At 53.8% G+C, this 22,087-nt stretch carries 17 protein-coding genes; 11 read left to right on the top strand and 6 right to left on the bottom strand.

Annotated elements, in window-relative coordinates:
• Nucleotides 1-69 precede the first annotated feature (69 nt).
• Entirely contained in the window at nucleotides 70-1,044 is a 975-nt protein-coding gene (locus tag Enr10x_RS20900) for an SDR family oxidoreductase (RefSeq protein WP_145451261.1), read from the top strand.
• Between the two features lie 155 nt (nucleotides 1,045-1,199).
• Nucleotides 1,200-3,503, top strand: coding sequence for a polysaccharide biosynthesis tyrosine autokinase (locus tag Enr10x_RS20895; protein ID WP_197997313.1), 2,304 nt, complete (start codon nucleotides 1,200-1,202; stop codon nucleotides 3,501-3,503).
• A 12-nt stretch (nucleotides 3,504-3,515) separates the two neighbouring features.
• Here the strand turns inward: Enr10x_RS20895 and Enr10x_RS20890 are convergent, their stop codons facing one another.
• Both Enr10x_RS20890 and Enr10x_RS20885 read right to left on the bottom strand, forming a co-directional pair.
• Nucleotides 3,516-4,871: a sigma-54-dependent transcriptional regulator gene (locus tag Enr10x_RS20890; RefSeq protein WP_232093081.1), complete on the bottom strand. Its 1,356-nt coding sequence runs from the start codon at nucleotides 4,869-4,871 to the stop codon at nucleotides 3,516-3,518.
• A 26-nt stretch (nucleotides 4,872-4,897) separates the two neighbouring features.
• Nucleotides 4,898-6,361 (bottom strand): sensor histidine kinase, encoded by a 1,464-nt coding sequence (locus Enr10x_RS20885; protein WP_145451258.1) that lies wholly within the window; start codon nucleotides 6,359-6,361, stop codon nucleotides 4,898-4,900.
• Nucleotides 6,362-6,785: 424 nt separating this feature from the next.
• Here Enr10x_RS20885 and glgA point away from each other — a divergent pair, with 424 nt between their 5' ends.
• The 3 genes from glgA to Enr10x_RS20870 all read left to right on the top strand — a co-directional run bounded on the left by glgA (nucleotide 6,786) and on the right by Enr10x_RS20870 (nucleotide 11,925).
• Nucleotides 6,786-8,297 carry a glycogen synthase GlgA gene (gene glgA / locus Enr10x_RS20880; RefSeq protein ID WP_145451257.1) on the top strand — a complete coding sequence of 504 codons (1,512 nt, stop codon included), beginning with the start codon at nucleotides 6,786-6,788 and terminating at the stop codon, nucleotides 8,295-8,297.
• Between the two features lie 53 nt (nucleotides 8,298-8,350).
• On the top strand, nucleotides 8,351-9,355 hold the full coding sequence (locus Enr10x_RS20875) for a galactose-1-phosphate uridylyltransferase (RefSeq protein WP_145451256.1): 1,005 nt from the start codon (nucleotides 8,351-8,353) through the stop codon (nucleotides 9,353-9,355).
• A gap of 374 nt (nucleotides 9,356-9,729) precedes the next feature.
• Nucleotides 9,730-11,925 (top strand): alpha-amylase/4-alpha-glucanotransferase domain-containing protein, encoded by a 2,196-nt coding sequence (locus tag Enr10x_RS20870; RefSeq protein ID WP_145451255.1) that lies wholly within the window; start codon nucleotides 9,730-9,732, stop codon nucleotides 11,923-11,925.
• 36 nt (nucleotides 11,926-11,961) lie between these two features.
• Here the strand turns inward: Enr10x_RS20870 and Enr10x_RS20865 are convergent, their stop codons facing one another.
• Together Enr10x_RS20865 and Enr10x_RS20860 are read right to left on the bottom strand one after the other, a co-directional pair.
• Nucleotides 11,962-13,242: a DUF1501 domain-containing protein gene (locus tag Enr10x_RS20865; RefSeq protein ID WP_145451254.1), complete on the bottom strand. Its 1,281-nt coding sequence runs from the start codon at nucleotides 13,240-13,242 to the stop codon at nucleotides 11,962-11,964.
• 70 nt (nucleotides 13,243-13,312) lie between these two features.
• On the bottom strand, nucleotides 13,313-15,175 hold the full coding sequence (locus tag Enr10x_RS20860) for a DUF1549 domain-containing protein (protein WP_145451253.1): 1,863 nt from the start codon (nucleotides 15,173-15,175) through the stop codon (nucleotides 13,313-13,315).
• A 176-nt stretch (nucleotides 15,176-15,351) separates the two neighbouring features.
• Here Enr10x_RS20860 and Enr10x_RS20855 point away from each other — a divergent pair, with 176 nt between their 5' ends.
• Both Enr10x_RS20855 and Enr10x_RS20850 read left to right on the top strand, forming a co-directional pair.
• Nucleotides 15,352-17,055, top strand: a complete 1,704-nt coding sequence (locus Enr10x_RS20855) for a GntP family permease (RefSeq protein WP_145451252.1) — start codon at nucleotides 15,352-15,354, stop codon at nucleotides 17,053-17,055.
• A gap of 63 nt (nucleotides 17,056-17,118) precedes the next feature.
• On the top strand, nucleotides 17,119-17,628 hold the full coding sequence (locus tag Enr10x_RS20850; RefSeq protein WP_145451251.1) for a hypothetical protein: 510 nt from the start codon (nucleotides 17,119-17,121) through the stop codon (nucleotides 17,626-17,628).
• 47 nt (nucleotides 17,629-17,675) lie between these two features.
• Here Enr10x_RS20850 and Enr10x_RS20845 read toward each other — a convergent pair whose 3' ends face one another.
• Nucleotides 17,676-18,242, bottom strand: coding sequence for a hypothetical protein (locus Enr10x_RS20845; protein WP_145451250.1), 567 nt, complete (start codon nucleotides 18,240-18,242; stop codon nucleotides 17,676-17,678).
• Nucleotides 18,243-18,399: 157 nt separating this feature from the next.
• Entirely contained in the window at nucleotides 18,400-19,062 is a 663-nt protein-coding gene (locus tag Enr10x_RS20840) for a hypothetical protein (RefSeq protein WP_145451249.1), read from the bottom strand.
• Between the two features lie 263 nt (nucleotides 19,063-19,325).
• On the opposite strand from Enr10x_RS20840, the gene Enr10x_RS20835 reads away from it, so the two are divergent.
• Genes Enr10x_RS20835 through Enr10x_RS20820 form a run of 4 tightly spaced genes read left to right on the top strand, consistent with a single transcriptional unit; the run spans nucleotide 19,326 to nucleotide 21,971 of the window.
• Nucleotides 19,326-19,739 carry a hypothetical protein gene (locus Enr10x_RS20835; protein WP_145451248.1) on the top strand — a complete coding sequence of 138 codons (414 nt, stop codon included), beginning with the start codon at nucleotides 19,326-19,328 and terminating at the stop codon, nucleotides 19,737-19,739.
• A complete protein-coding gene (locus Enr10x_RS20830) occupies nucleotides 19,732-20,373 on the top strand; it encodes a CDP-alcohol phosphatidyltransferase family protein (protein ID WP_145451247.1) in 642 nt (213 codons plus the stop codon). Before Enr10x_RS20835 ends, Enr10x_RS20830 begins: the two co-directional genes overlap by 8 nt.
• A 2-nt stretch (nucleotides 20,374-20,375) precedes the next feature.
• Nucleotides 20,376-21,308 carry a phosphatidate cytidylyltransferase gene (locus Enr10x_RS20825; protein ID WP_145451246.1) on the top strand — a complete coding sequence of 311 codons (933 nt, stop codon included), beginning with the start codon at nucleotides 20,376-20,378 and terminating at the stop codon, nucleotides 21,306-21,308.
• Between the two features lie 3 nt (nucleotides 21,309-21,311).
• Nucleotides 21,312-21,971 (top strand): lysophospholipid acyltransferase family protein, encoded by a 660-nt coding sequence (locus Enr10x_RS20820; protein ID WP_145451245.1) that lies wholly within the window; start codon nucleotides 21,312-21,314, stop codon nucleotides 21,969-21,971.
• The last annotated feature ends 116 nt before the right edge of the window (nucleotides 21,972-22,087 follow it).

Below are 22,087 nucleotides of genomic sequence, written 5' to 3'. Positions count from 1 at the left end.
ACAGACTTGGGCGTCTGCTGGCTGTATTGTTCTGGCCCGACGAACTATGATCTTTGCAGGAACAGAATTGTGACAAATTATTTAGTAACCGGCGGTGCAGGCTTCATTGGATCTCATCTGGCCACGCGATTGATCAACGACGGACACCGGGTCCGCGTATTTGACAATCTCAGCACAGGAGCATTGAAGAACCTCGCGCATATCAAAGAGCAGGTCGAATTCGTTGAGGGAGATCTCCGCGACCTGTCTGCCGTCGAACAGGCTGTCAAAGACGTCGATATTATTTTCCATCAGGCAGCACTCGCATCTGTACCCCGCAGTGTTGACCATCCACTGGACACACACGAAGCCTGCGTCACCGGGACGATTCATGTCCTCGATGCCGCTCGTCGTCTGGGAGTTCAGCGCGTTGTGTATGCCGGTTCCAGCAGTGCCTATGGCAACCAGAAACAGATGCCCAAGCATGAAGGGCAGACTCCCGAAGTGCTTTCCCCCTACGCGGCCGCCAAGCTGGCAGGCGAACTGTACTGCCAGGCCTTCGCCAATTCCTATGACCTGGAAACCGTGCGGATCCGTTATTTCAACGTCTTTGGGCCGCGCCAGGATCCCAACAGTCCTTACTCGGCTGTGATTCCCCTGTTTGCCTCCGCACTGCTCGAAGGGAAACGGCCGTTGATCTTCGGCGATGGACTGCAGTCACGGGATTTTACTTTCGTAGATAATGTCGTGCAGGCCAACATTCTGGCCTCGCAGGCTGATGCTGACGTTGTCTCCGGGAATGTCTACAACGTGGCCTGTGGCAGCTCATTGAATCTGATCGATCTGTTGAAGTTTATCTGCGAGCAACTGGATAAACCGTACGATCCCGATTTCCAGCCGCCCCGTACCGGCGATGTCAAACATTCGTGGGCCGATATCTCCGCGGCACAGCGGGACCTGGGTTACGAACCGGTCGTCGATATCAAAGAAGGTCTGCGCAGGACCATCGAATGGTATGCAGAGTACGTCGGTGCGGACTCGAACAAATGCCTGGGCGGTTGTTAAGCAGCTCGGTATCACCATTGCACTCAGCGATCGCTGCTGAAAAAACTCTCAGGAAGTATGCGCCTCACTAGATCAGGACCCCTGTTGTGAACACTGAATTTCAGCCTCTGGACCCTCATTCCGATTTGGACTTCGATGGCATGGAAGAATCAAACATGAATTCTTCCGGTCCGGGAGTGGATATCGTACGGCTGCTGTTCAGAAATAAATACCTGATCGTCGGAGGCCTGATAGCCGGACTGCTGCTGGGACAGGCGGCCTATATGAAGCTGGGGCCGATTTTCTCGGCCACAACCAAAATTCAGGTTTCGCAGAAAAATCCGGTTCCCATCAAAGAAGGTGAAGTTCAGACTTTTGGGGAACTGACGGCTCACATCGATGTGATCAAAAGCCCCCGCATTGTAGGGCAGGCCGTCAAAGCCGCCCATCTGACGGAACTGCCGACACTGGAAGGAGAAAAGGATCCGGCCCAGGAAATCATCGATTCACTCAAAGTGAAGCGTCTTTCCGGGACCGACCGCACCTATCTGAATATTCTCAATCTGACCTATGAGAACCCAAACTCCCACGATGCCAAAGTGATCATGCAGGCCATCGTGGATGCCTATCAGCACTATCTGGATGAAGTTCGCGACCAGAATACCGGTGAAATCATTCAGCAGTTGAATAAGGCCAACAAGTCGCTGCTTGCAGAGTTGGAACGGAAGAAAAAAGAATACACCGAGTTTCGCAAAGACGCACCTCTCTACTGGGAAAGTACTCCCGGTTCTGAAGCCGCTGTCGCGGGCAGCACGAATATGCACCAGGAACGCGTCAAGGCAATCGACAATGAACGCCGCCAGAACCTGCTCAAGCTGACCGAACTCAAATCAAAAATTAACACACTCAAAGCGGCCATCGCCAGCGGGGAGTCCAAAGAGACTCTGGAACTGCTCGCGCAGCAGTTTCTGATGGGACAGGCACGCGGACAGGCGGGCGCAGCAGCGGGTGGCGTGGAAACACAGGCGCTCGCACCGGGAAACACACAGGTGGAACGGGCCCGCGCCGCACTTGAAACGCACCTGATGCCGCTGTTGATTCAGAAGAATCGCCTGGAACGGGATTTCAAAAAGAATCATCCGGATCTGGACGCCGTCAATCGCAGTATTGAAACCATTGTGAACCTCTACCGTCGGCAGGGACTTGAAATCTCAGCGGATAATCTGGAGTCAGGGGAGTTTCAGGTCTCCAAAATGAAAGATGTCGACTTCGTCAATATCTATCTGAAGTCGATGGAACAGCAGCTGAAAGAGCTGGAGAACCGGGAAACCGAGCTGACCCGACTGTTTAACCAGGAAACTGAACTGGCGAAGAAAGTGGGCAACTACCAGGTGGTGGACCAGGCCTACAATGAAGAGATCGCCCAGCTGAAATCACAACGGGAGAGCATTTTTAAACAGCTGCTGCTCGAAAAAGTGGCCAAGGGGAACAGCGGTTATACCATGACCCAGCTCTCACCGGTGAAAGATGAACTGGTCATCAAGCGACAGTTGAAATTTCTGATGGCAGGGGGCGCAGCCGGTCTGGGACTGGTTCTGGCACTTTCCTACTTCCGGGAAATGCGGGATACGACCATCAAGACAGTCGATGAGATTCGCAATCAGCTGCATTTGCCGATGCTGGGAGAAGTCCCGCAATTTACAGAAACCCCCGCGCATGTGGATGAGAGTCAGTTCGACTCGGCGCTCTGGTATTACTATCGCCCCGCCTCCCGGGAAGCGGAGGCTTACCGTTCTCTGCGCACCTCATTGCTGTTGAAAACCGATCGCAGCGGCGCCAAGGTGTTGCAGGTCACCAGCGCGGAACCCGGTGACGGTAAGACGACCTCAGTTTCCAACCTGGCGATGGCGATTGCCCAGACAGGCCGTAAAGTACTGATTATCGATGCCGACCTGCGTCGTCCGACGGTGCACAAACTGTTCGGGATCAATAACGCGGTTGGATTGGGAGATGTACTGGCCCAGGAAATTGATGCCCAGACTTCAATCCGTGAGACCCGCATCAGCAATCTGTCGATTTTGACCGCGGGCATGCTGCCGGAAAATCCTTCGGAAATGCTGGTATCGCGGCGCTTTGCCGAGACCGTCAATCAGCTGCGCAACGACTACGATTACGTGCTCATTGATACGCCGCCACTGGTCGTCGTCAGCGATCCGTCAGTCATTGCTTCGATTGTCGATGGCGTTCTGCTGGTCGTCCGCATTGACAAAAATCGACGCGGCATAATTCGCAAGGTGCAGCAGATTATCCAGACCAATGGGATCCGGATTACCGGACTGATCGCCAATAATGTGATCACAAACTCGCTGGCCGGCTATGATTATATTGACAGTGAAGGCTACCAGGAATACTTCCAGAATCCTGCTCAAAAGACAGAAACACCTGTGGAAAAGCCCGCCAGGACGGAAGTCACCAGCTGATTGATCCGCTGGTCAGTCCAGTTCGATATCGAGTTCTTCAATCTTACGATACAGGCTCGACAGACCCAGTTTGAGCCGTTTAGCCGCTTCCCGTTTGTCGGTACTGTCTTTCAGAACGCGGGTGATATGCATCCGCTCGTAGTGCCGGAGAGCCAGCCGCAGATCGTCAACGTCTGGCAGCGGAGGCTCGTTCTGATGGAGTTCCGGGGGCAGGTCATTCAGACAGATCAGGGTGTCGTCGCACATCATCACCGCTCGTTCGATGGCGTTATCCAGTTGGCGGACATTCCCTTTCCATTCCGCCGACATCAGCGCACGAATGGTTTCACTTGTGGCACCGGTCACGCGTTTCCCCATTTTGTGTGAATGTTTGGCAATGAAATATTCCACCAGTTCGGGAATGTCGTCGACCCGTTCCCGCAGGGCGGGGATGTGGATTTTCATGCCATCCAGCCGGTAGAACAGGTCCTGCTCGAATTCGCCGGTTTTTACCATTTCGGCCAGATCCTGGGTGGTCGAGGCGATCAACCGCACGTCGACTTTCACCGGCTCCGCACTGCCCAGAGGCAGGATTTCGCCGTACTCGATGGCACGCAGCAGTTTGCCCTGGGTACCGAGTGGCAGTTGGGAAATTTCGTCCAGATAAACGGTTCCGCCATCGGCATTTTTAAAGACGCCCGTCTGCTCTGCCTGTGGATATTGCAGCGAACTGGCGGCTGATCCGAACAGCTGTGACTCAAGCAGTTCAATCGGCCGCATGCCACAATTGACGGCCAGGAAGCGTTGCTCACGCTTGGGGCCGTTGGAGTGAATCGAGCGGGCGAAGAGTTCTTTACCGGTTCCCGATTCACCGGAGAGGAGCACATTCGAGTTCGTAGCCGCGATCTTGCGGATCGTGCTCTGCAGTTTCTGTAGTGCTTTGCTGCTGCCGACGATCTCTTCGATGCCGGGGCTGCGGGCCAGTTCCCGTCTGAGAATCTGATTTTCGTAGAAGATCTTCTGGTATTCGAACAGGCGGTTGAGTTTGTGAGACAGGTCGTCAAAGATGACCGGTTTCACCAGATAGTCAAACGCCCCCGCTTTGAAGGCAGAGATTGTATTTTCGACGGTGGCGTAAGCGGTAATAATCAGCACGAAAATACTCGGCTTAATATTCTGCAGCCGTCTGAGTAGTTCAATTCCGTCACCATCCGGCAGCTGCACATCGCAGATCGCGACATTGAAATCCCGGTCCCGGGCGAGTTCCAGTGCTTTGGCTACGGTCGATGCCTGCATGGTCTCATAGCCTTCGCTGGTGAGAAATTCGGCCAGTGAGCTGCGGATGACTTCTTCGTCTTCGACAATCAAAATCGATTTATTAAGTTGCACGTCGGAGTTGATCCTGTTTTCTAACATCAGGTTGTTACAAATTTGATTTCCTGGGCCGGTCCCGGAGGAATCTCACCCAGATCTTTCACTTCATCGCAGTACAGCGAGACCACAAATTTGGCGCCTGTGCTGACGGTATCATCAATTTCGATGGTACCGGTGTTGGAGTGTTCCAGAATATTGCGACAGACAAACAGCCCCAGCCCGGTTCCCTTTGCTTTCGTAGTGAAATAGGGTTGAAACAGTTTTTCTTTGTCCTCTGCCTTGATCCCTTCACCATTGTCATGCACGGAGATTAAAATCTGCCCCTCCCGTGCTTCTGTGGTAATCTCGATCGACTCACCTTCTTCAGTCGCATCCATCGCATTCAGGATCAGATTCAGGAAGACCTGCACCAGCTGGTCGCGGACCAGCTGAACCACTGGCAGGTTCTCAGCAAAGCGGGTGATGATTTTCTTCCCTTTTTTTCGCTTGTAATATTTCGAAATATTCAGGGACTCGGTAATCACTTCATTGATATGGCAGCGGTTGCGTTCCGTCGTCGCCGGCCGGCTGAAATCGATCAGCTCCCGTAAGATCCGTTGAATTCTCCGCAGTTGTGCGTCGACCTCATCCAGCCGTTTGTTGGTGTATTCGTCGTTGTTGTGGCGATTCAGCAGCTGCACCAGCGAACTGATGCCCGCCAGCGGATTACCGACTTCGTGTGCGATACCCGCCGCCAGCAGACCGAAGGCGGCGTGTTTCTCCTGCTGGATCAACAGGGCCTGAGATTCCTGCAGATCGCTGGTCCGCCTGGCGATCCGGTCTTCCAGCAGTTCCTGGTTCTGTTTGAGTTGTTCGTTCGCAGCCGTCAGCTCCATACTCGTCCGCTTGACCAGGCTGGAAAAGGCGATACTGGCCCAGGCGACCCAGCCCATCCATACCACCATCAGCAGCACCTGGGTGAGCCAGTCTGCCGGCGCATTCTGCAGGGGGAACAGCAGCATGGTATAGCTGAGCAGGTGCAGTGCCAGTGTGACGTATGCGATTAATGGAGAGTGCCGGATCGAGCAGACAATCAGCGAGAGCAGATAATAAAAACGGAAGGGACTGTTCAGACCGGTATCGTAATGACAGAGCAGGCCGATAAACAGGGCTTCCATGACCGAGATGATCAGCGGCCATTCTCCCAGAAAGACCCTGCCACGAAAGCTGAACCAGGTGTCTGCCAGGGCATAAATCGCGCCCAGGGTCAGGATCCAGTTGAGCTGGGGCACCTGGATCGCGGCATCGTTACCGACAAAATTGACCAGCACATAACCGACACACAGGCCGAACCAGCGGATCCGGAGCGTGATTTCTTCTGCAGGCAGTTCCCAGGTGAACGCATCGTGATGGATTTTGGGAGGAGCCGCCGGAGCATCCGGCGCAGTGGTCTCGGACTCAGCAGACGTGGCTGGAGGCTGGTCTACCTTTTCGGGCTGATTTTCCAGGATCGAATGATCATTCATGTCAGAACTTAAGACTTGATGAGACAACCTGTGGATGTTCTGAAAAGTCTGTTAATCCACTCTTTAAAAAAATGTCGTACTGGAATTCAGACGGATTTCCAGGAAATTGATTTCACTGTCTGAAATCATACTATCCTGAATCTGAAATTGATCTGCAATTACACATGCATTATTTTGCAGCAGATCGGCTTTATTTTTACTGAACAAACAGGTAAAACCAGAACTCAAGCGAGGAGGACTTCCCCAATCCTCCTTGAGAACGTTCCTCCAGCGAGTCAAAAACGAGTATCCTGCCGGGAACTGTCTGTCTGCGACTGCTTTCAGCCGGGCTTGAGTTTACAGATCCATGACTTTCAACCGATAATACCGTATAGAATATTGTAGGCATACTGCCGGAGAAGTAATCCATACAGATTGGGAATTTATGAAAATCGTCGTAGCGAGTTCCGAAGCGATTCCTTTTGCCAAAACAGGTGGGTTGGCCGATGTGGCCTCCGCACTCTCCAAGGCACTGGCAGAGGCAGGGCACGAGGTCAGCCTCTTTCTGCCCTGTTATCCTCAGTCGATCGCGAAACGGGGGCTCAATCTTGATGAATTCGAATGCTGTCCGGAAAAAGTGACGATTTCAGTAGGCAGCAAGGAAGTCGAAGCCAGCTTAAGAAAAACCGGTTTTCCCGGCTCGAATGCGACCGTCTACCTGGTCGAGCAGCCGCGCTATTTCGACCGGCCGGAGCTCTATCACGAGGGCGGACGGGATTATCAGGATAACTGCGAACGTTTTATCTTCTTCAGTCGCGCGGTGATGGCGTTCACTGAAAAATTGAACCTGAAGCCGGATATCATCCATTCCAATGACTGGCAGACCGGCTTGATTCCCGCTCTGCTCAAGATTGAATACCAGGACCGCCCCGGCTTCGAAAAGACAGCCGCCGTCTACACGATTCACAACATGGCCTTCCAGGGACAGTACTGGCACTGGGACATGCTGTTGACCGGCATCGACTGGAAATACTTCAACCGCCATCAGATGGAATTCTTTGGGCAGTTGAACCTGCTCAAAACGGGGATTGTCTTCTCCCAGATGATCACGACCGTCAGTCCCACCTATGCGAAGGAGATCCGGACCGAGCAGTTCGGCTATGGTCTGCACGGTGTGCTGGATTCGCACGCTGACCGTCTGGTCGGCATTCTCAACGGCGTGGATACCACTGACTGGAACCCGGAAATCGATCCGCACATCGCCGCCAATTATTCCGCACAGACCGTCAAGGAAGGCAAGCCGCTCTGTAAAGCCAACCTGCAGGAACGGATGGGACTGCCGCAGAAACCCGATGTGCCCCTCCTGGGGGCGATCTCACGGATGACCGATCAGAAAGGGTTTTCGCTGATTCTGGATGCGGCAGAGAACCTGCTGGCCACCGACGTGCAGATGGTCTTTCTGGGAACGGGAGATCCGTATCACGAAGCTTCCTTCAGTGAACTGGCCCGACGATTTCCCGACAAGGTGTCGACGCTGATCGGCTTTGATGAAATCCTGGCGCACCAGATCGAAGCCGGGCTGGATATCTTTCTGATGCCCAGTGCATTTGAACCTTGCGGTTTAAACCAGATGTATAGCCTGATTTATGGGACCGTCCCCATTGTGCATGAAGTGGGAGGACTGGCGGACTCAGTGGTCGACGCCTCGGGCGACAATCTGGAAAACGGGACTGCCAACGGCTTTTCCTTCTGGCACTTTGACGCCACCGTGCTGTATCGTCAGATGCGGCGTGCGATTGACATGTACTACGATCAACCGCTCTGGTCACAACTGATGCAGAATGGCATGACCAGGGACTGGTCCTGGAAACACAGTGCCCAGAACTATCTGTCGGTCTATCAGCAGGCGCTCAGTTTTCGTGCGAACAATGCTGAATCGGTTTCCGCCTCGCGTTAAAACAGCCGTTAATCAAATCGCTCTCTCTGTCCCCATTTGAATAACTGCCTGACATGTCCGTTATCCGTACTGACCCGCTGACAGGGTTAACCACGATCTTCGCGCCGGAACGCGCAAAGCGTCCCATGGCCATCAGGGACAATGCGGCCCGAGAAGAGTTCGACCAGGAACTCATCGATTCCGATCCGTTTGCGGAAGGTAAAGAAGACGATACCACGCCCGAGTTATACGCGGTTCGGAATTCGGATTCTCAACCCAACGGTCCCGGCTGGAGCCTGCGGGTGGTGGATAACAAGTATCCGGCGCTGACACCGGTTTCTGATCCTGATTCCGAACTGAATTCGTTTGGGGTGCATGAAGTCATTGTGGAATGCCCGCACTACGAAACGCACATCTCCCGACTGGAGCTGTCCAGTTTTCAAAACATGTTTGTCGCCTATCGTGAACGTCTGGCAGTACATCGACAGAATCCGCAGTTGAGATATGCGCTCATTTTCAAAAATCAGGGAGTGCTCGGAGGTGCTTCGCTGGGGCACGCGCATTCGCAGCTGCTGGCCAGCCAGATCATTCCCGAAGCCCTGCAACACGAAGTGGATGCGGTCCAACGCCAACACAAAGAGTATGGGGAATCCCTGTTCGAGAAGCTCATCCACGATCCCTCGACGGGCTATTCCGCGCTGGTTACTTCGACGGATCACTTTGATGTGATCTGCCCCTATGCCAGCCGCTTTGCTTTCGAGACCTGGCTGATTCCCCGGTCACGGAATGCTCATTATGATCAATCGAACGCAGACGAACTGACTGATCTGGCCACGTTGTCGCGTCGTCTGCTACGGACACTGGAAGCGATTCTGGGGAGCCATGATCTGAACTATGTGATTCAGACCGCTCCCCTGCAGGCGGGAGATGAGGAGGAATATACCTGGACTCTGCGGATCTTTCCGCGGCTGGCCCACCTGGCCGGCTTTGAACTGGCAACGAACATGTCCGTCAATCCCGTCTTCCCCGAACAGGCGCGCGACCTGTTGCGAAAGCAACTGGAAACAGGGGCCGACTGAACCTCCAGCCGCTGAGAGTGCCCCGGTCTACACGTCATTGCCACCAGGTAAAATAGTGAACCCGCTGGCAGTCTCCGGTTTGATCGTGTTACAAAATCTGGCCAAAAGTTACCTGCTTTAACAATTGCCCTTCATCCGACAGTATTTCAGGATCGGGAGTTCTGAATTTAAGGACTCTTGGATTTTATTATGGGAAAAAGTCCTCTATCATTAGGAAAAGATTGGCTTTACTATAAGTCAGATTTGTCCAGACCCTGCAGAATCAGCGCTGACAGCGGGGCAGGAGCAGACCCGCTAGTGTCATACATTCCATTGTTCTAATTCACAGCGTTATCGATAGTTCTGTGTACGACACAGATGAAAGGATGCGGCCCATGGGCTGTCGACTTCGGCTCGTATTAGTCATTCACAACCATCAGCCAGTCGGGAATTTTGAAGGCGTTTTTGAAGAATCTTATCAAAATAGCTATCAGCCATTTCTCGATGTTTTGTCAGAATACCCGGATATCCCTTTTTCACTGCATACCTCAGGCAGCCTGATGGAATGGCTGGTGGAGGCCCATCCGGAATATATCGACCGCGTCCGTGGACTGGCAGAGTCCGGGCAGGTGGAAATTCTGGGCGGCCCCTTTTACGAACCGATCCTGGCCGGGATCCCCAAATGTGACCGTATCGGCCAGATCGTGGCTTATACCGACTACCTCAAAAAACTGTTCGGAACGCCCGTGCGCGGGATGTGGGTCCCGGAACGCGTCTGGGAACAGTCATTCGTTTCCGATCTGGTTGACGCCGGCATGGAGTTTACACTCCTCGACGATTCACATTTCAGTGCCGCCGGCGTCCGCGCTGAGAAAATGCACGGTTATTACCTCTCGGAAGACGAAGGTCGTCTGCTGAAAATCTTTCCCGACAATGAAACCCTGCGCTATCAGATTCCGTTTACCGATCCGGTCGAAACAATTCACTACCTGAAAGAAATTGCTGACCATCATCCCCACTCGGTGGTGGTCTTTGGGGATGACGGGGAAAAGTTCGGCGCCTGGCCCGGAACTTACGATCACGTTTACCGGGACGGCTGGTTGAAACGCTTCCTCGATCTGTTAAGACAGAACAGCGACTGGCTCAAAGTCACCACGCTGGGCGAAGCCGTCGATACCGTTTCTCCCATGGGCAGCTGTTACCTTCCCGATGCCAGTTATCGGGAAATGAACGAGTGGGCGCTCTCTTCCGAACGACAGCTGGAACTGGCGGACCTCAAGGAACAGTTCTCCGAAGTCGAAGGCTTCGATCGGCTCAAGCCGTACTTGCGGGGAGGCTTCTGGCGTAACTTCCGGGTGAAATACTCGGAACTGAATGAAATGTACTCGCGGATGCTGCTGGTCAGCAGTCGTCTGCAGAGTCTGGAAGCGACAGGTGTTGACGCCGAAGATCTGCCGATCCTGCACGAGGCGCGAACCGAGTTGTACCGTGCCCAGTGTAATTGCCCTTACTGGCACGGCGCGTTCGGCGGACTCTACCTGCCTCACCTGAGAAACGCGATCTACAAGCATCTGATCTCAGCCGACACCCTGCTCGAGAAAATTACACACCGGGACAACAACTGGCTGGAAGTCGAAGCCGCTGACTTCAATCTGGATGCCCGCAAGGAAATCCGGCTGGCCAGCCATCGTCTGGTCAGTTTTCTCTCACCGGCGCATGGCGGCCACCTGTATGAACTGGATATCCGGGGTGCAAAGCACAACCTGCTGGCGACACTCTGTCGGCGTCCCGAACCATATCACGATATCATCCGTAAAGCGGCACAGGAACAGGCGCAAGGGGCACAGAACGGAGAGGATATCGGCAAGATTCATAATGCCGTCCGCTTCAAACAACCCGGCCTGGAACAGAAGCTGCATTACGATCGCACCCCGCGCAAGTCACTGATCGATCACTTCTATCAGCCGGGCGTTGATGCGGACACCGTCGTCAGTGGCGGAGGAGAAATGGGCGATTTTGTGGAAGGCGTCTATCTGAGCTCAGTCCGTCGCACGGACGATGAATGCGATGTCCGCATGAGCCGCAAGGGACACGTCGGTCCCTATGAAGTCGAAGTGACGAAAACCGTCTCCTTGAGCAAGTCAGCAGCCGGTTCGCTGGTCATTCAGTATGAACTTTCGCAGCTTCCGACGGACGTTCCACTGCATTTCGGCGTCGAGTTCAATTTCGCCGGGATGGCCGCTGGTGCCAGTGATCGGTATTACTACAACCACCTGGGCAAGCAGCTCGGACAGCTGGAATCCAAACTGGACCTGGAGAAGAGCGATCGCATCGGTCTGGTTGATGAATGGCTGGGGCTGGATGCCGCCCTCGACCTGTCTTCGCCTGCCGGCATCTGGACCTTCCCCATCGAAACGATCAGCCAGTCTGAAGGGGGTTACGAACTCGTACATCAGAGTTCGGTTGTCATTCCCCACTGGGAGTTTGTGGCCGACGATCAGGGACGCTGGTCCGTCACCATCACCCTCTCACTGGATACCTCAGCCGCACAGGCCAAGGCGCTCAGTGAAGCAGCTGCTTCGGGCGCCTGATCCGAATGGCAGTTATTGATGCGGGCAGACAGTGGTTCAGGAAAACAGTTCCTTGACCACTGCGCCTCCATCGACGATTTTCATCGGCCGCCCCAGCGGGCTCATGTTTTCCTTCTTCGGATTCACATTGAGTGACTGGCAGATCGAGCAGAACAGGTCGGTGACCGTGACCGGGCGATCCTGAACCGCGGAACCATCTTTCGTTGAAGAGCCAATGACCTGGCCTCCCTTCACGCCACCACCGGCCAGGGCCGCGGAGAAGACGCGCGGATAATGGTCGCGCCCATCGCGGGCATTGATCTTCGGTGTGCGTCCGAATTCGCCCATCCAGACCACCAGGGTGCGATCCAGCATGCCCCGCTGTTTCAAGTCGGAAATCAAAGCGGCCATGCCAGCATCCACTTCCCGTGAACGCGGGGTGATGGTTTCAGAGATATCGAAGTGGTTGTCCCAGCCGTTGGAGCGGACTTCGATGAACGTCGAACCCGCTTCCACCAGGCGACGGGCCAGCAGGCAGCCTTTACCGAAATTATTCTCGCCATACTGTTGTCGTAATGCTTCGGGCTCCTGGCTGAGGTCGAAGACTTTGGTCTGCGGACTCAGGACCATCGCGGAGGCCTTGTTGTAAATCTTGCTGTGATTTTTGACGACCACCTCACCGCCCCGACTGGCGAACTCGGTATCAAGCCGCCCCAGCAGTCCCAGACGTTTCTGATAACGCTGGTCAGGAACCGTGGCTGCCACGTTATTGGGGATGTTCCCCGGATTATTGATATTGAACGGCTCGTAGTCGACTCCCAGGAAGCCGGCTCCGGTGGTCCCGCCCACTGAAACGATCGAAGGGATCTCCAGTTCCTTGTTGCCGATCTCCCGGACAATATTCGATCCCAGGCTGGGATGCTTCACACTGCCTGAAGGAACATACCCGGTATGCATCTGGTAGGTCGCACGCTGGTGATTGCCTTCCTTGTTTGTCATCGAGCGAATCAACGCGATGTCTTTCATTACCTTCGCGGTCTGTTTCCACTCTTCGGAAATATCGATCCCCGAAACCACTGTCTGAATCGTGCCCTTGTCGCCGGCACTGGATGTACCAGGTTTGGGATCGAAGGTTTCAAACTGGCTGGGTCCGCCGGCCATCCAGAGCAGGATCATGGAGCGTCCCTGCTTGCGGAGTTCTTCCGCGGAGACACTCATCAGATCGTGAAAGCTGAGCGTACCTGCCGCCATCGCACCCAGGGAGACGTTGCGTAAAAAGCTGCGCCGCGAAAATCCATGGCGATGAGGCTGGACATGCTGTTGGTGAAAAAGACTCATGCTAAACTCCTCAAATGGAGAGATTGTTTTTTTGTTGGGTCACACTCTGGACGAAGCTGTTCGATGTCGTTTAACGTTTCGTGATGAATTCGCTCGAATTGAGCAGACTCCACATCAGGTCTTCCAGGGCTGTTTCGCGACGCTCGGCCTGCTTGAAATAATCCAGGCAGATCGCGAGCTCTTTCGCCGTCGGTTCCCGGGAAAGCGTCAACATGTAGAGTTCCTGAATCGCCGCTTTGTTTTCAGGGAAGTCACGAGCAATCTGGGCCAGTTTCGTCGAACGGCTGGTCCCCAGCATGCCGTTGAGGGCTTCGGAATTCATCATGAACAGGGCCTGTGGCACATCGCCGGTAATCTCATCCTGTGAAGTGGAAGGATCAAAGGTAAACAGGCTGCTGAACTGTCCCCGGGCCGATCTACCGCGCTGGAAACGACGGTTGCCGGCATTACGATCGGCCTGCAGATCGTCGACACCGAATACCTGGGTGATCGCGGTGAAGATCTGATCGCCCCGCAGACGGGTGGGGAGTTGAGCGGCAAAGGGAGTCGAAAGCTGTCCTTCCGATCGCTTCTGCATTTTCCGCTGGTAAGCCCGTGTGCTGGTAATCGTGCGACAGAGCCATTTCAAGTCGTAGCCGCTGTCAGTAAAACCCTGGGCCAGTGCGTCGAGTACTTCAGGATAGACGGCACTCCGCTCCGGACCGATATCGTCAATCGGCGTGTAGAAGCCTTCGCCCAGCATCTCGGCCCACAAGCGGTTGACAATCGCCCGGGAGAACCAGGGGTTGGACTGCGAGGTCAGGAATTTTGAAAGCACTTCACGCCGTTCCAGGTCATCGAGTCCCTCGGGGGCTTTGGTGCCTACAAACAGGACCGGTTGGACGACCGTGCCCATGGAGGTCGGATCGTTCAGATCGGGCATGTAATATTCGCTCATGAACCGCTGTGTGTTTTCCGGGAGAGGCATGCTCTTCAGCTCTTCAGCTGTCAATGCTTTATCGCCGTCTGTATCAGCACGGGAGACCAGTTGCTGGAAGCCGGGCGCCATGCGGGTGCGCTGCACTTCCTGCTCGGTCAGTTTGCCATCGCGGTTCCGGTCCAGCGTACGGAACAGGAATTCCGGATTCTTCAGCATCTGGACCCGGCGTGCAAACTGGTTGCCGTTGTTCATGGAGACGACTTCAAAGGTCCGCGGTGTCGAATCACGTACGGGACGCACACGCACACGGGGGAAGAAGGCGGCCAGCTCATGGAAATCTTTCCGCTTCCATTTGTCTGTCGGATGGTCGTGGCAGTTGGCACACTGAATCTGGATTCCCAGGAAGATCCGCGAGGTCTCCGCGGCCAGTTCGGCGGGATCCCCTTCATGGGCGAAGATCAGCGCCGTGCTGCCGTTCTCCCGCACATCGCCGGTGGCGGTCAGCAGGTCGGTGGTGATGTCCTTCCAGCTTTTGTTCTCATTCAGTTGGGTGGTCATCCAGTCGACAAACTGATTCTCGTTAATCCGGGCACGCATGTCGGTAGCCCGCAGATAGATCACATCGCGCCAGTAACGGGCCCAGTTGATGCCGTAATCGTCTGACTTGAGCAGTTGATCGATCACGGCCTGACGTTTGCCGGGAGTCGAGTCCAGGCCGAACAGCAGGACTTCGGAAGTCGCTGGCATTCTGCCCGCCAGGTCGAAGGTGACCCTGCGGAGAAAATCTTCATCATTCGCCAGGGGGGCCGGAGTGATCCCGGATTTTTTCAGTTCCGCTTCGATCAGCTGGTCCACTTTTGCAGCCAGTTCCTTTTCAGAGACGCGCTGGCGATTCTTTGATTGGGCGTTACTCTTTGTTGCTGCGAAAGTCGAAGAGTGGCATAATGGGACAGACAAAGTAAGTAGAAAAAAACTCACAATTTGTGCCGTGCGTTTCATGGAAAAACTCATCATGACCTTTCACCTGATCTGAGTAGAAGAGATTGGGCCCGGAATGGAATTCGGGAGTCAGTCAGACGTCACTGAATGGCTGACGTCTATTAAACCCGATTCAGATCTGAATGTGTCGGAAAAATGGTGAATTTCATGAAATTCCCACGGTCCTATCTGAAAACCAGACTGGTAAAATCATGGAACTGAGCGCTTGGGTCATCGTGATTATTTTAGCCGGGGTGGCCATCGTCATTGGTGGCGTCCTGTTTTTTCGCCTGCATGCTTTCCTGGCATTGCTGGCAGGTGCCATTTGTGTAGGTGTCTTGACGCCCGCCCAGCAGATCGAAGAGACAGCCCTCCGTAAGAACAAGTTTAAAATCATCGAGGTCGCTCCCGAGAACCGGAAGATCGTCATCGAGGTCGAAAAGGCCGGGATGCTGCAGAAGGGGAGGCTGCTGCTGATCATGGGGAGTGAGCAGCCCAAGTTCCCACTGGTTACGATTGCCGAAACCGAAGTGGTCGAGGTGACCTCTGAATTTACCAAAGACAGCCAGCGGAGGATCATCGCCGACCTCCAGGTGCTTGATGACAGCGCCAGCCGGGAGATTCGTCTCGACGATTTCGCAATTACGCCAACCAACTATCAGGCCGCGATCAAAGCGGGGGAGCAGTCGGTGGGCGAACGGGTCGCAGCGGGCTTCGGTTCGACCTGTGCCAAGATCGGGATCCTGATCGCGCTGGCGGCGATCATCGGTATGTGTCTGCTGGAGAGTGGTGCTGCAGAGCGGATCGTCCGATCGGCGATTAATTTTGTGGGCGAGAAGCTGGCCCCGGTCGCCTTCATGGCCAGCGGGTTTCTGCTGGCGATCCCCGTCTTCTTTGATACGGTGTTCTACCTGTTGATACCACTCGGAAAAGCGATGCGGTTCCGCACCGGGAAAAACTACCTGCTGTATGTGCTGGCAATTGTCACAGGCGGCACGATGGCGCACTCCCTGGTGCCGCCGACCCCGGGACCGCTGTTCGTAGCGGAGCAACTGGGTGTCGATATCGCGACCATGATCATCGGCGGGATGATTGTCGGCAGCATCGCTGCGATCGTCGGGCTGGGTTACGCCACTCTGATCAACAAACACTGCGAACTTCCCTTTCGGGATTCAGCCGATGTCACGAAGGAAGATCTGGAGAAACTCTCCAGCAAAAAACTGGAAGAGCTGCCATCTTTCTGGCTCTCGCTGACGCCTATCCTGCTGCCCGTTGTGTTAATTGCAGGTTCGACCCTATTAAAATTCAAATCGATCAGCGAATCGATTCCCGATAATATACAGTCGCTGATCATGACCCTGGGGAATAAAAACATCGCCCTGGGCATCGCTGCGGTCATCGCCCTGGCGACTCTGGTGCGTCAGAAGAAAGCTTCGCTGGGGGAACTCTCGGAATCGATCCAGGCTTCACTCTCCACGGGGGGCGTAATTATTCTGATCACGGCTGCCGGTGGTGCCTTCGGAGGGGTACTGCAGCAGACGGGCGTCAGTTTCCTGATTGAATCTCTGCCCGATGTTTCACCATTGATGCTGGTTACGCTGGCGTTCCTGATTACGACCGCAATCCGCACGGCCCAGGGATCGTCCACCGTGGCGATGATCACCACTGTCGGGATTCTGGGCGGGATCGCCGAATCCGCGACACTCGGTTTTCACCCGGTCTATCTGGCGTTGGCGATTGGCTGTGGTTCGAAGCCACTCTCCTGGATGAACGACAGCGGCTTCTGGGTCATCGGTAAAATGAGCGGCATGACCGAAGGGGAGACGCTGAAGTACATCACGCCGATGACGGCCCTGATGGGCGTGGTAGGGTTCATTGTCGTCCTGCTGGGAGTGACTTTTTTCCCGATGGCATAAACTCTGAATCTGCGAGAAACGCCATTGTCCGAAAGCAGCATGCCATCGGAATGAGGGAGCAAAATGCAGCAGGATTCCAGACCAGAATCAGAAATGGAGCAGATCTCGACCGGAGGAGCTACGTATCTGATCAGAAAATGGTTGCCACTGACACCGCTCATTTTCTGTATTTTGATTTCGTTCCTGACTTCAAAACAAATATGGCGCTGGGATTTTGAAACAGCAGGGAGACTGGCAATCGCAGTGATTGCGGGGTTGTGTTTTTATGGTCTGGTCCGATATCTCGTATCCGGTTTTGCAGATGTGGTCTGGATCAATAACAGTCAAATTCGTTTTAAGAAGGACGGACAGACTGCAACAACGCCGCTGACCAATATTGAGGAATTAAGGAGTAGCCAGTACTTCCCCCTGACTTACCCTTTTTCTCCCAGGCAGTATCGTATCAGGCTCAGGTTTACAGAGCCGTTTGGAATGGGAAAACAAATCCAGTTCTTTTTATGGAGCCCCGGTTTCCATTCGAAAGCACCCCGGGACGAACTGGACAGGTTACTGAGGAGAATCAAAGACTCCTGATGTGGTTCCAGGTGATTCTCTTTTTAGTTTTAAGAATGTGACTGGGATCAGGGGAGTTTTTTAAGAAAATAGCCCCATGCAAAACCCAGGCCAAGCACAATCTGGGCTATCCCGGCAAGGGTAATCGGGATAATAAATAAGAGAGAGGGAAACTGGCGATCGATTTCAAACGAGATCGCGTTGGTGAAATCGGTTTCCGGATATATACTTTTGAAATAGCGACGTTCCTTGTTCCCGAAACCGTCTATGCCCCGAGTCAGAATTCCCGGAATCTCTTTGCGAAGTGAAAGTGTTTCAACTTCATCTCGACTGGTCAGTCCCTTGATATGAGCAATTACGGGGACTTCTGTGAATTTTCCATCGGGAAGCCATAACGGTATCCAGACCTGCTTCCACTCTGCCTTCTTGTTTTCTTCAATCTGGTAGCGATCGCCAAACTGAAAATCAGTAATAATCAGATTGACATTCTTTCCAGGGTCGGGAACTCCGAGTTCTTTGAGTGTGATCTGTTCTGGAATATCTGATCCTTCCTGATAAATCAAAAATTCAGTGACACCCAATAACGTCAGGCTCAGTCCCATCAAGAAAACGAGACCTCCCAGAATTCTTCTCATTCGATAATCCAGACTAAAAACGATTAGAACAGCGGAGTCGGCTTTTGTATATCAATGCTCACACTTGTAGATATAACATATGGCATACAGATATTTTAAAAAGTGAGATGATTTAAAAGCTGTTCTTCCGGGCTCTTCAATAAAACTGACGGTCATATCAGTTGTTCCGGTCTTCAGATCTGTGATTGATATTCTCCTCACTGTTATCCGACTCTTCCGCCCAGGCGGAACCTGAATCCATCTGGTGTTCTGTTGAAGGTTTTTCCTTGTGTTTGAAAAAGCCAAAGGTGATCCCCGCGGCGACCAGGAGCAGAACCACGCCGACCAGGGTCAGGGGAATGGTAAAGAGCAGCGAGGGGAACCGGCGATCGACCTGGAATACCAGCGCCTCATCCAGATTCACGTCGGGATACATCATATTGAACTGCTTCTTCTTCTCTCCTCCCAGTCCTTTGGAAATATTGGTGACCACACCTGTCAGGCTGCGGCGCTGGACCAGTCGTTCGAGATCAGCTTCATTTTTGACAGCACTGGTGTTGGCTACGATCGGACGCTCCGTCCAGGTTTCGCCGGGCAGAACCAGTGGGATCCAGATCTGATTCCAGTCTCCATTTTTCTTCTCTTCGAAGACCACGCCTTCCCCGTATTCAAAATCGGTAATCGTGAGGTGGACGTTGTCTGTGCCATCGGGCTGGCCGAGCGCGGTTAAGGTCACTTCTTCAGGCTCTGACGTTCCATTGAAAGCCAGCATGGATTCCATCACACCAAAAATTGTGGCTGCGATTCCTAAAAGGAAAAGAATTCGCGTGATATAGCTCATGGAACATCGCCTTGTATTGAGAGGAGAAAGGAAACGAAGTGAACTTAAGTGTATGTATTGCTGGATGGGATCGCAAGTGCACTGGTCCGGTTCGGTAATTCAGGATCACTGCAAGAGCAGAGACAGCAGGAGAATGCGGCTCTGAGGTCGATCTTAAGTCTGCATGCTTGCTTAACATGATTTGAACTGGCAGTATAGTCACGGCTCAGGGGCTGCATCGCAGCTCTGACAACCTGATACATTTTTTCTGACAGGCTGATTCCATGAAACAGAGTACTCGTACCTCGTGGCACTTTAATCTGATCTCCGCGGTTCTGGCTTTTCTGCTCTGGGGAGGCTGGGCCTTTGTGATGAATTCCGGTGAATCGGTGAATCGGGGGCTCGTCGCCGGACTGACACAGGGAACGGCCAGTTTTCTGATTACGCTGTGCATGGTTCACGCGGTGACGTATCTGTTTCATCGGTTTGAAAAGCCGCTGGTGAAGGTGGTTTTACCAGCCTGTATTGTCATCTGCTTTACTGGATTCTGTCTGGTGAATGTGCATACATTGATGGGAACGCAGCGGATTCTCGTTACTATCTTGCCGGCACTGATGGTTGCGTTTTCGTTCTGTATGTTTACCTCCTGGAGATTACTCCGGATTCATCAGCAGCAGGGAGTTACCCAGTATGAGTGATGACGGCGCCAGACGACCGCTCAAGATACGCGACGTGAAATTTGTCAATACGTTTGCCCGCTACCTGAGCGGCAAGCAGATTACTCCCAACCAGATCTCCGTGACCAGTATTCTGTTTGCGGCGCTGGCAGCAGTCTGTTTTTTCTGCTTCGCCTGTTACGGACATTGGTGGCTACTGATCCTGGCGGGGTTGATGATTCAGTGCCGACTGCTGTGCAATCTGTTCGACGGGATGGTCGCCGTCGAAGGGGGGAAGAAAACCAACTCGGGCGAACTGTTTAACGATATCCCGGACCGGATTGCCGATCCGCTGATTCTGGTTGCCGCCGGTTATGCCATCCACGTGGTCAGTTTTGGTGCAGAACTCGGCTGGTGTGCCGGGCTGCTGGCGGTGATGACCGCCTACATTCGCACGCTGAGTGCCAGCATCGGAGCGCCCGTCGATTTCAAAGGACCAATGGCCAAACAGCACCGTATGGCCGTACTGACGATCGCCTGCGTACTGACTGCGGTGGAAATACTGGTGCAGGGAACTGATTATGCGTTACTGGCTGCGTTAATTGTGATTGTCCTCGGTGCCGTGGTAACGTGCATCCGCCGTGCCGTCTCCGCCTATCGATTTCTGGAAGCCTGATTATGTGGGATATCCCCGAGCATTCTTTCTATGCGATGCTGGTTGTCTTCGGGTTACTGGTCACCGCCACGACCTGCCGGCTGATCCTGGCCCGCGTCAAACCGGAGAAGGATTATACCGAACTGCGGCAGCGGATTCAGTCCTGGTGGTGGATGATCGGCATTCTGTTTGTCTGCCTGATCGTCAGTCGCACGACGGCCATCATCCTGTTTGCGTTTATCAGTTTCCTGGCGCTCAAAGAGTTCTTTTCGATCGTCCCCACCCGGCAGGCGGATCGGCGAGTGCTGTTCTGGGCCTACCTGGCGATCCCCGTGCAATACTACCTGGTGAGTATCGGCTGGTACGGGCTGTTTATCATTTTTATCCCCGTGTACCTCTTCCTGTTTCTGCCCATGCGAATGGTCTTGATTGGGGAGACGCATGGCTTTATTCATTCCGCCGGGATCATTCACTGGGCGGTGATGTTGACCGTCTACTGTCTGAGTCACATCGCCTATCTGCTGATGCTACCTGTGCAGAACGCCGCCGCCGGGGGCATGGGGCTGGTGATCTTCCTGTTGTTTATGACGCAGTTTAATGACGTGTGTCAGTTTATCTGGGGTAAGCTGCTGGGCCGACACAAGATTATTCCCAAAGTCAGCCCGAATAAAACCTGGGAAGGGTTTATCGGGGGCGTGCTGACGATCGCGCTTGTCTCCGGTTTTCTGGGACCGTTTCTGACGCCGTTGAATTTTAAGTTCAGTCTGCTGGCGGGGCTCCTGATCAGTGGCTCCGGGTTTATTGGCGATGTCGTGATCTCATCGATCAAACGTGATCTGGAGATCAAGGACAGTGGCTCACTGATTCCCGGTCATGGCGGGATCCTGGATCGTTGTGATAGTCTGATCTTTACTTCGCCCCTGTTTTTTCATTACCTCTATTACATCAGTTATTAAACTATGGAACGGGTCCTCAAAATCCTGTTTTTTGCTCTGGTGGTCAGGCCGATCGTGTTTGTCGTGCTCGGACTGAATCTGAGAGGCAAACAGAACCTGCCTCTGGAAGGGCCGGGGATCGTGGTCGCCAACCACAACAGCCATCTGGATGCGCTGGTGCTGATGAGCCTGTATCCGCTGTCCCGTCTGCACAAGGTGCGTCCCGTGGCGGCCGCCGATTATTTCCTCAAGAATCGATTCCTCGCCTGGTTTTCGAAGAACTGCCTGGGCATCATTCCCATCCAACGGACCGGTCGCATGCGCAAAAATGAACTCTTCGCCGGCTGTCACGAGGCCCTGGATCGTGGCGAGATTCTGATCTTGTTCCCGGAAGGAAGCCGCGGCAATCCCGAAGAGTTGAGTGAAATCAAGCGGGGCGTGTATCACATCGTACATGACCGGTCTGATACGAGCCTGACCCCCGTGATGATGCACGGACTGGGCAGGGCACTGCCGCGGGGCGAAGCGCTGCTGGTCCCCTTCAACTGCGATGTGATCATCGGCCCGCAACTGCCCGAAGCAGAGACCGGCGAACAACTGGTCGAGGCAATCAAAGCCTCCTTCCTGGACCTGCAGCAGTATTGCATTACGTGCCGACAGACAGGTGATAAGTCTCAACAGTAACTTACGAGATCTGTATTCTCTATTTAGAAAAAGATCTCCCTTCTCCAGCGATCCTGTTCAGCCAGTTTCTTGTCCTGGTAAGATACGTTGAAATGAAACCTTACCAGCAAACTAAC

The organism is Gimesia panareensis (assembly GCF_007748155.1).
Classification (GTDB): Bacteria; Planctomycetota; Planctomycetia; order Planctomycetales; family Planctomycetaceae; genus Gimesia; species Gimesia panareensis.
Note: the sequence above shows the minus strand (reverse complement) of the source record. Positions and strands in the feature narration are given on the sequence as shown.

Excerpts from the sequence above, each read along its gene's own strand:
- Enr10x_RS20895 (WP_197997313.1), top strand. The coding sequence starts at position 1,200 with ATGAATTCTTCCGGTCCGGGAGTGGATATCGTACGGCTGCTGTTCAGA.
- Enr10x_RS20885 (WP_145451258.1), bottom strand. The coding sequence starts at position 6,361 with ATGAATGATCATTCGATCCTGGAAAATCAGCCCGAAAAGGTAGACCAG.
- glgA (WP_145451257.1), top strand. The coding sequence starts at position 6,786 with ATGAAAATCGTCGTAGCGAGTTCCGAAGCGATTCCTTTTGCCAAAACA.
- Enr10x_RS20875 (WP_145451256.1), top strand. The coding sequence starts at position 8,351 with ATGTCCGTTATCCGTACTGACCCGCTGACAGGGTTAACCACGATCTTC.
- Enr10x_RS20870 (WP_145451255.1), top strand. The coding sequence starts at position 9,730 with ATGGGCTGTCGACTTCGGCTCGTATTAGTCATTCACAACCATCAGCCA.
- Enr10x_RS20865 (WP_145451254.1), bottom strand. The coding sequence starts at position 13,242 with ATGAGTCTTTTTCACCAACAGCATGTCCAGCCTCATCGCCATGGATTT.
- Enr10x_RS20860 (WP_145451253.1), bottom strand. The coding sequence starts at position 15,175 with ATGATGAGTTTTTCCATGAAACGCACGGCACAAATTGTGAGTTTTTTT.
- Enr10x_RS20855 (WP_145451252.1), top strand. The coding sequence starts at position 15,352 with ATGGAACTGAGCGCTTGGGTCATCGTGATTATTTTAGCCGGGGTGGCC.
- Enr10x_RS20850 (WP_145451251.1), top strand. The coding sequence starts at position 17,119 with ATGCAGCAGGATTCCAGACCAGAATCAGAAATGGAGCAGATCTCGACC.
- Enr10x_RS20845 (WP_145451250.1), bottom strand. The coding sequence starts at position 18,242 with ATGAGAAGAATTCTGGGAGGTCTCGTTTTCTTGATGGGACTGAGCCTG.
- Enr10x_RS20840 (WP_145451249.1), bottom strand. The coding sequence starts at position 19,062 with ATGAGCTATATCACGCGAATTCTTTTCCTTTTAGGAATCGCAGCCACA.
- Enr10x_RS20835 (WP_145451248.1), top strand. The coding sequence starts at position 19,326 with ATGAAACAGAGTACTCGTACCTCGTGGCACTTTAATCTGATCTCCGCG.
- Enr10x_RS20830 (WP_145451247.1), top strand. The coding sequence starts at position 19,732 with ATGAGTGATGACGGCGCCAGACGACCGCTCAAGATACGCGACGTGAAA.
- Enr10x_RS20825 (WP_145451246.1), top strand. The coding sequence starts at position 20,376 with ATGTGGGATATCCCCGAGCATTCTTTCTATGCGATGCTGGTTGTCTTC.
- Enr10x_RS20820 (WP_145451245.1), top strand. The coding sequence starts at position 21,312 with ATGGAACGGGTCCTCAAAATCCTGTTTTTTGCTCTGGTGGTCAGGCCG.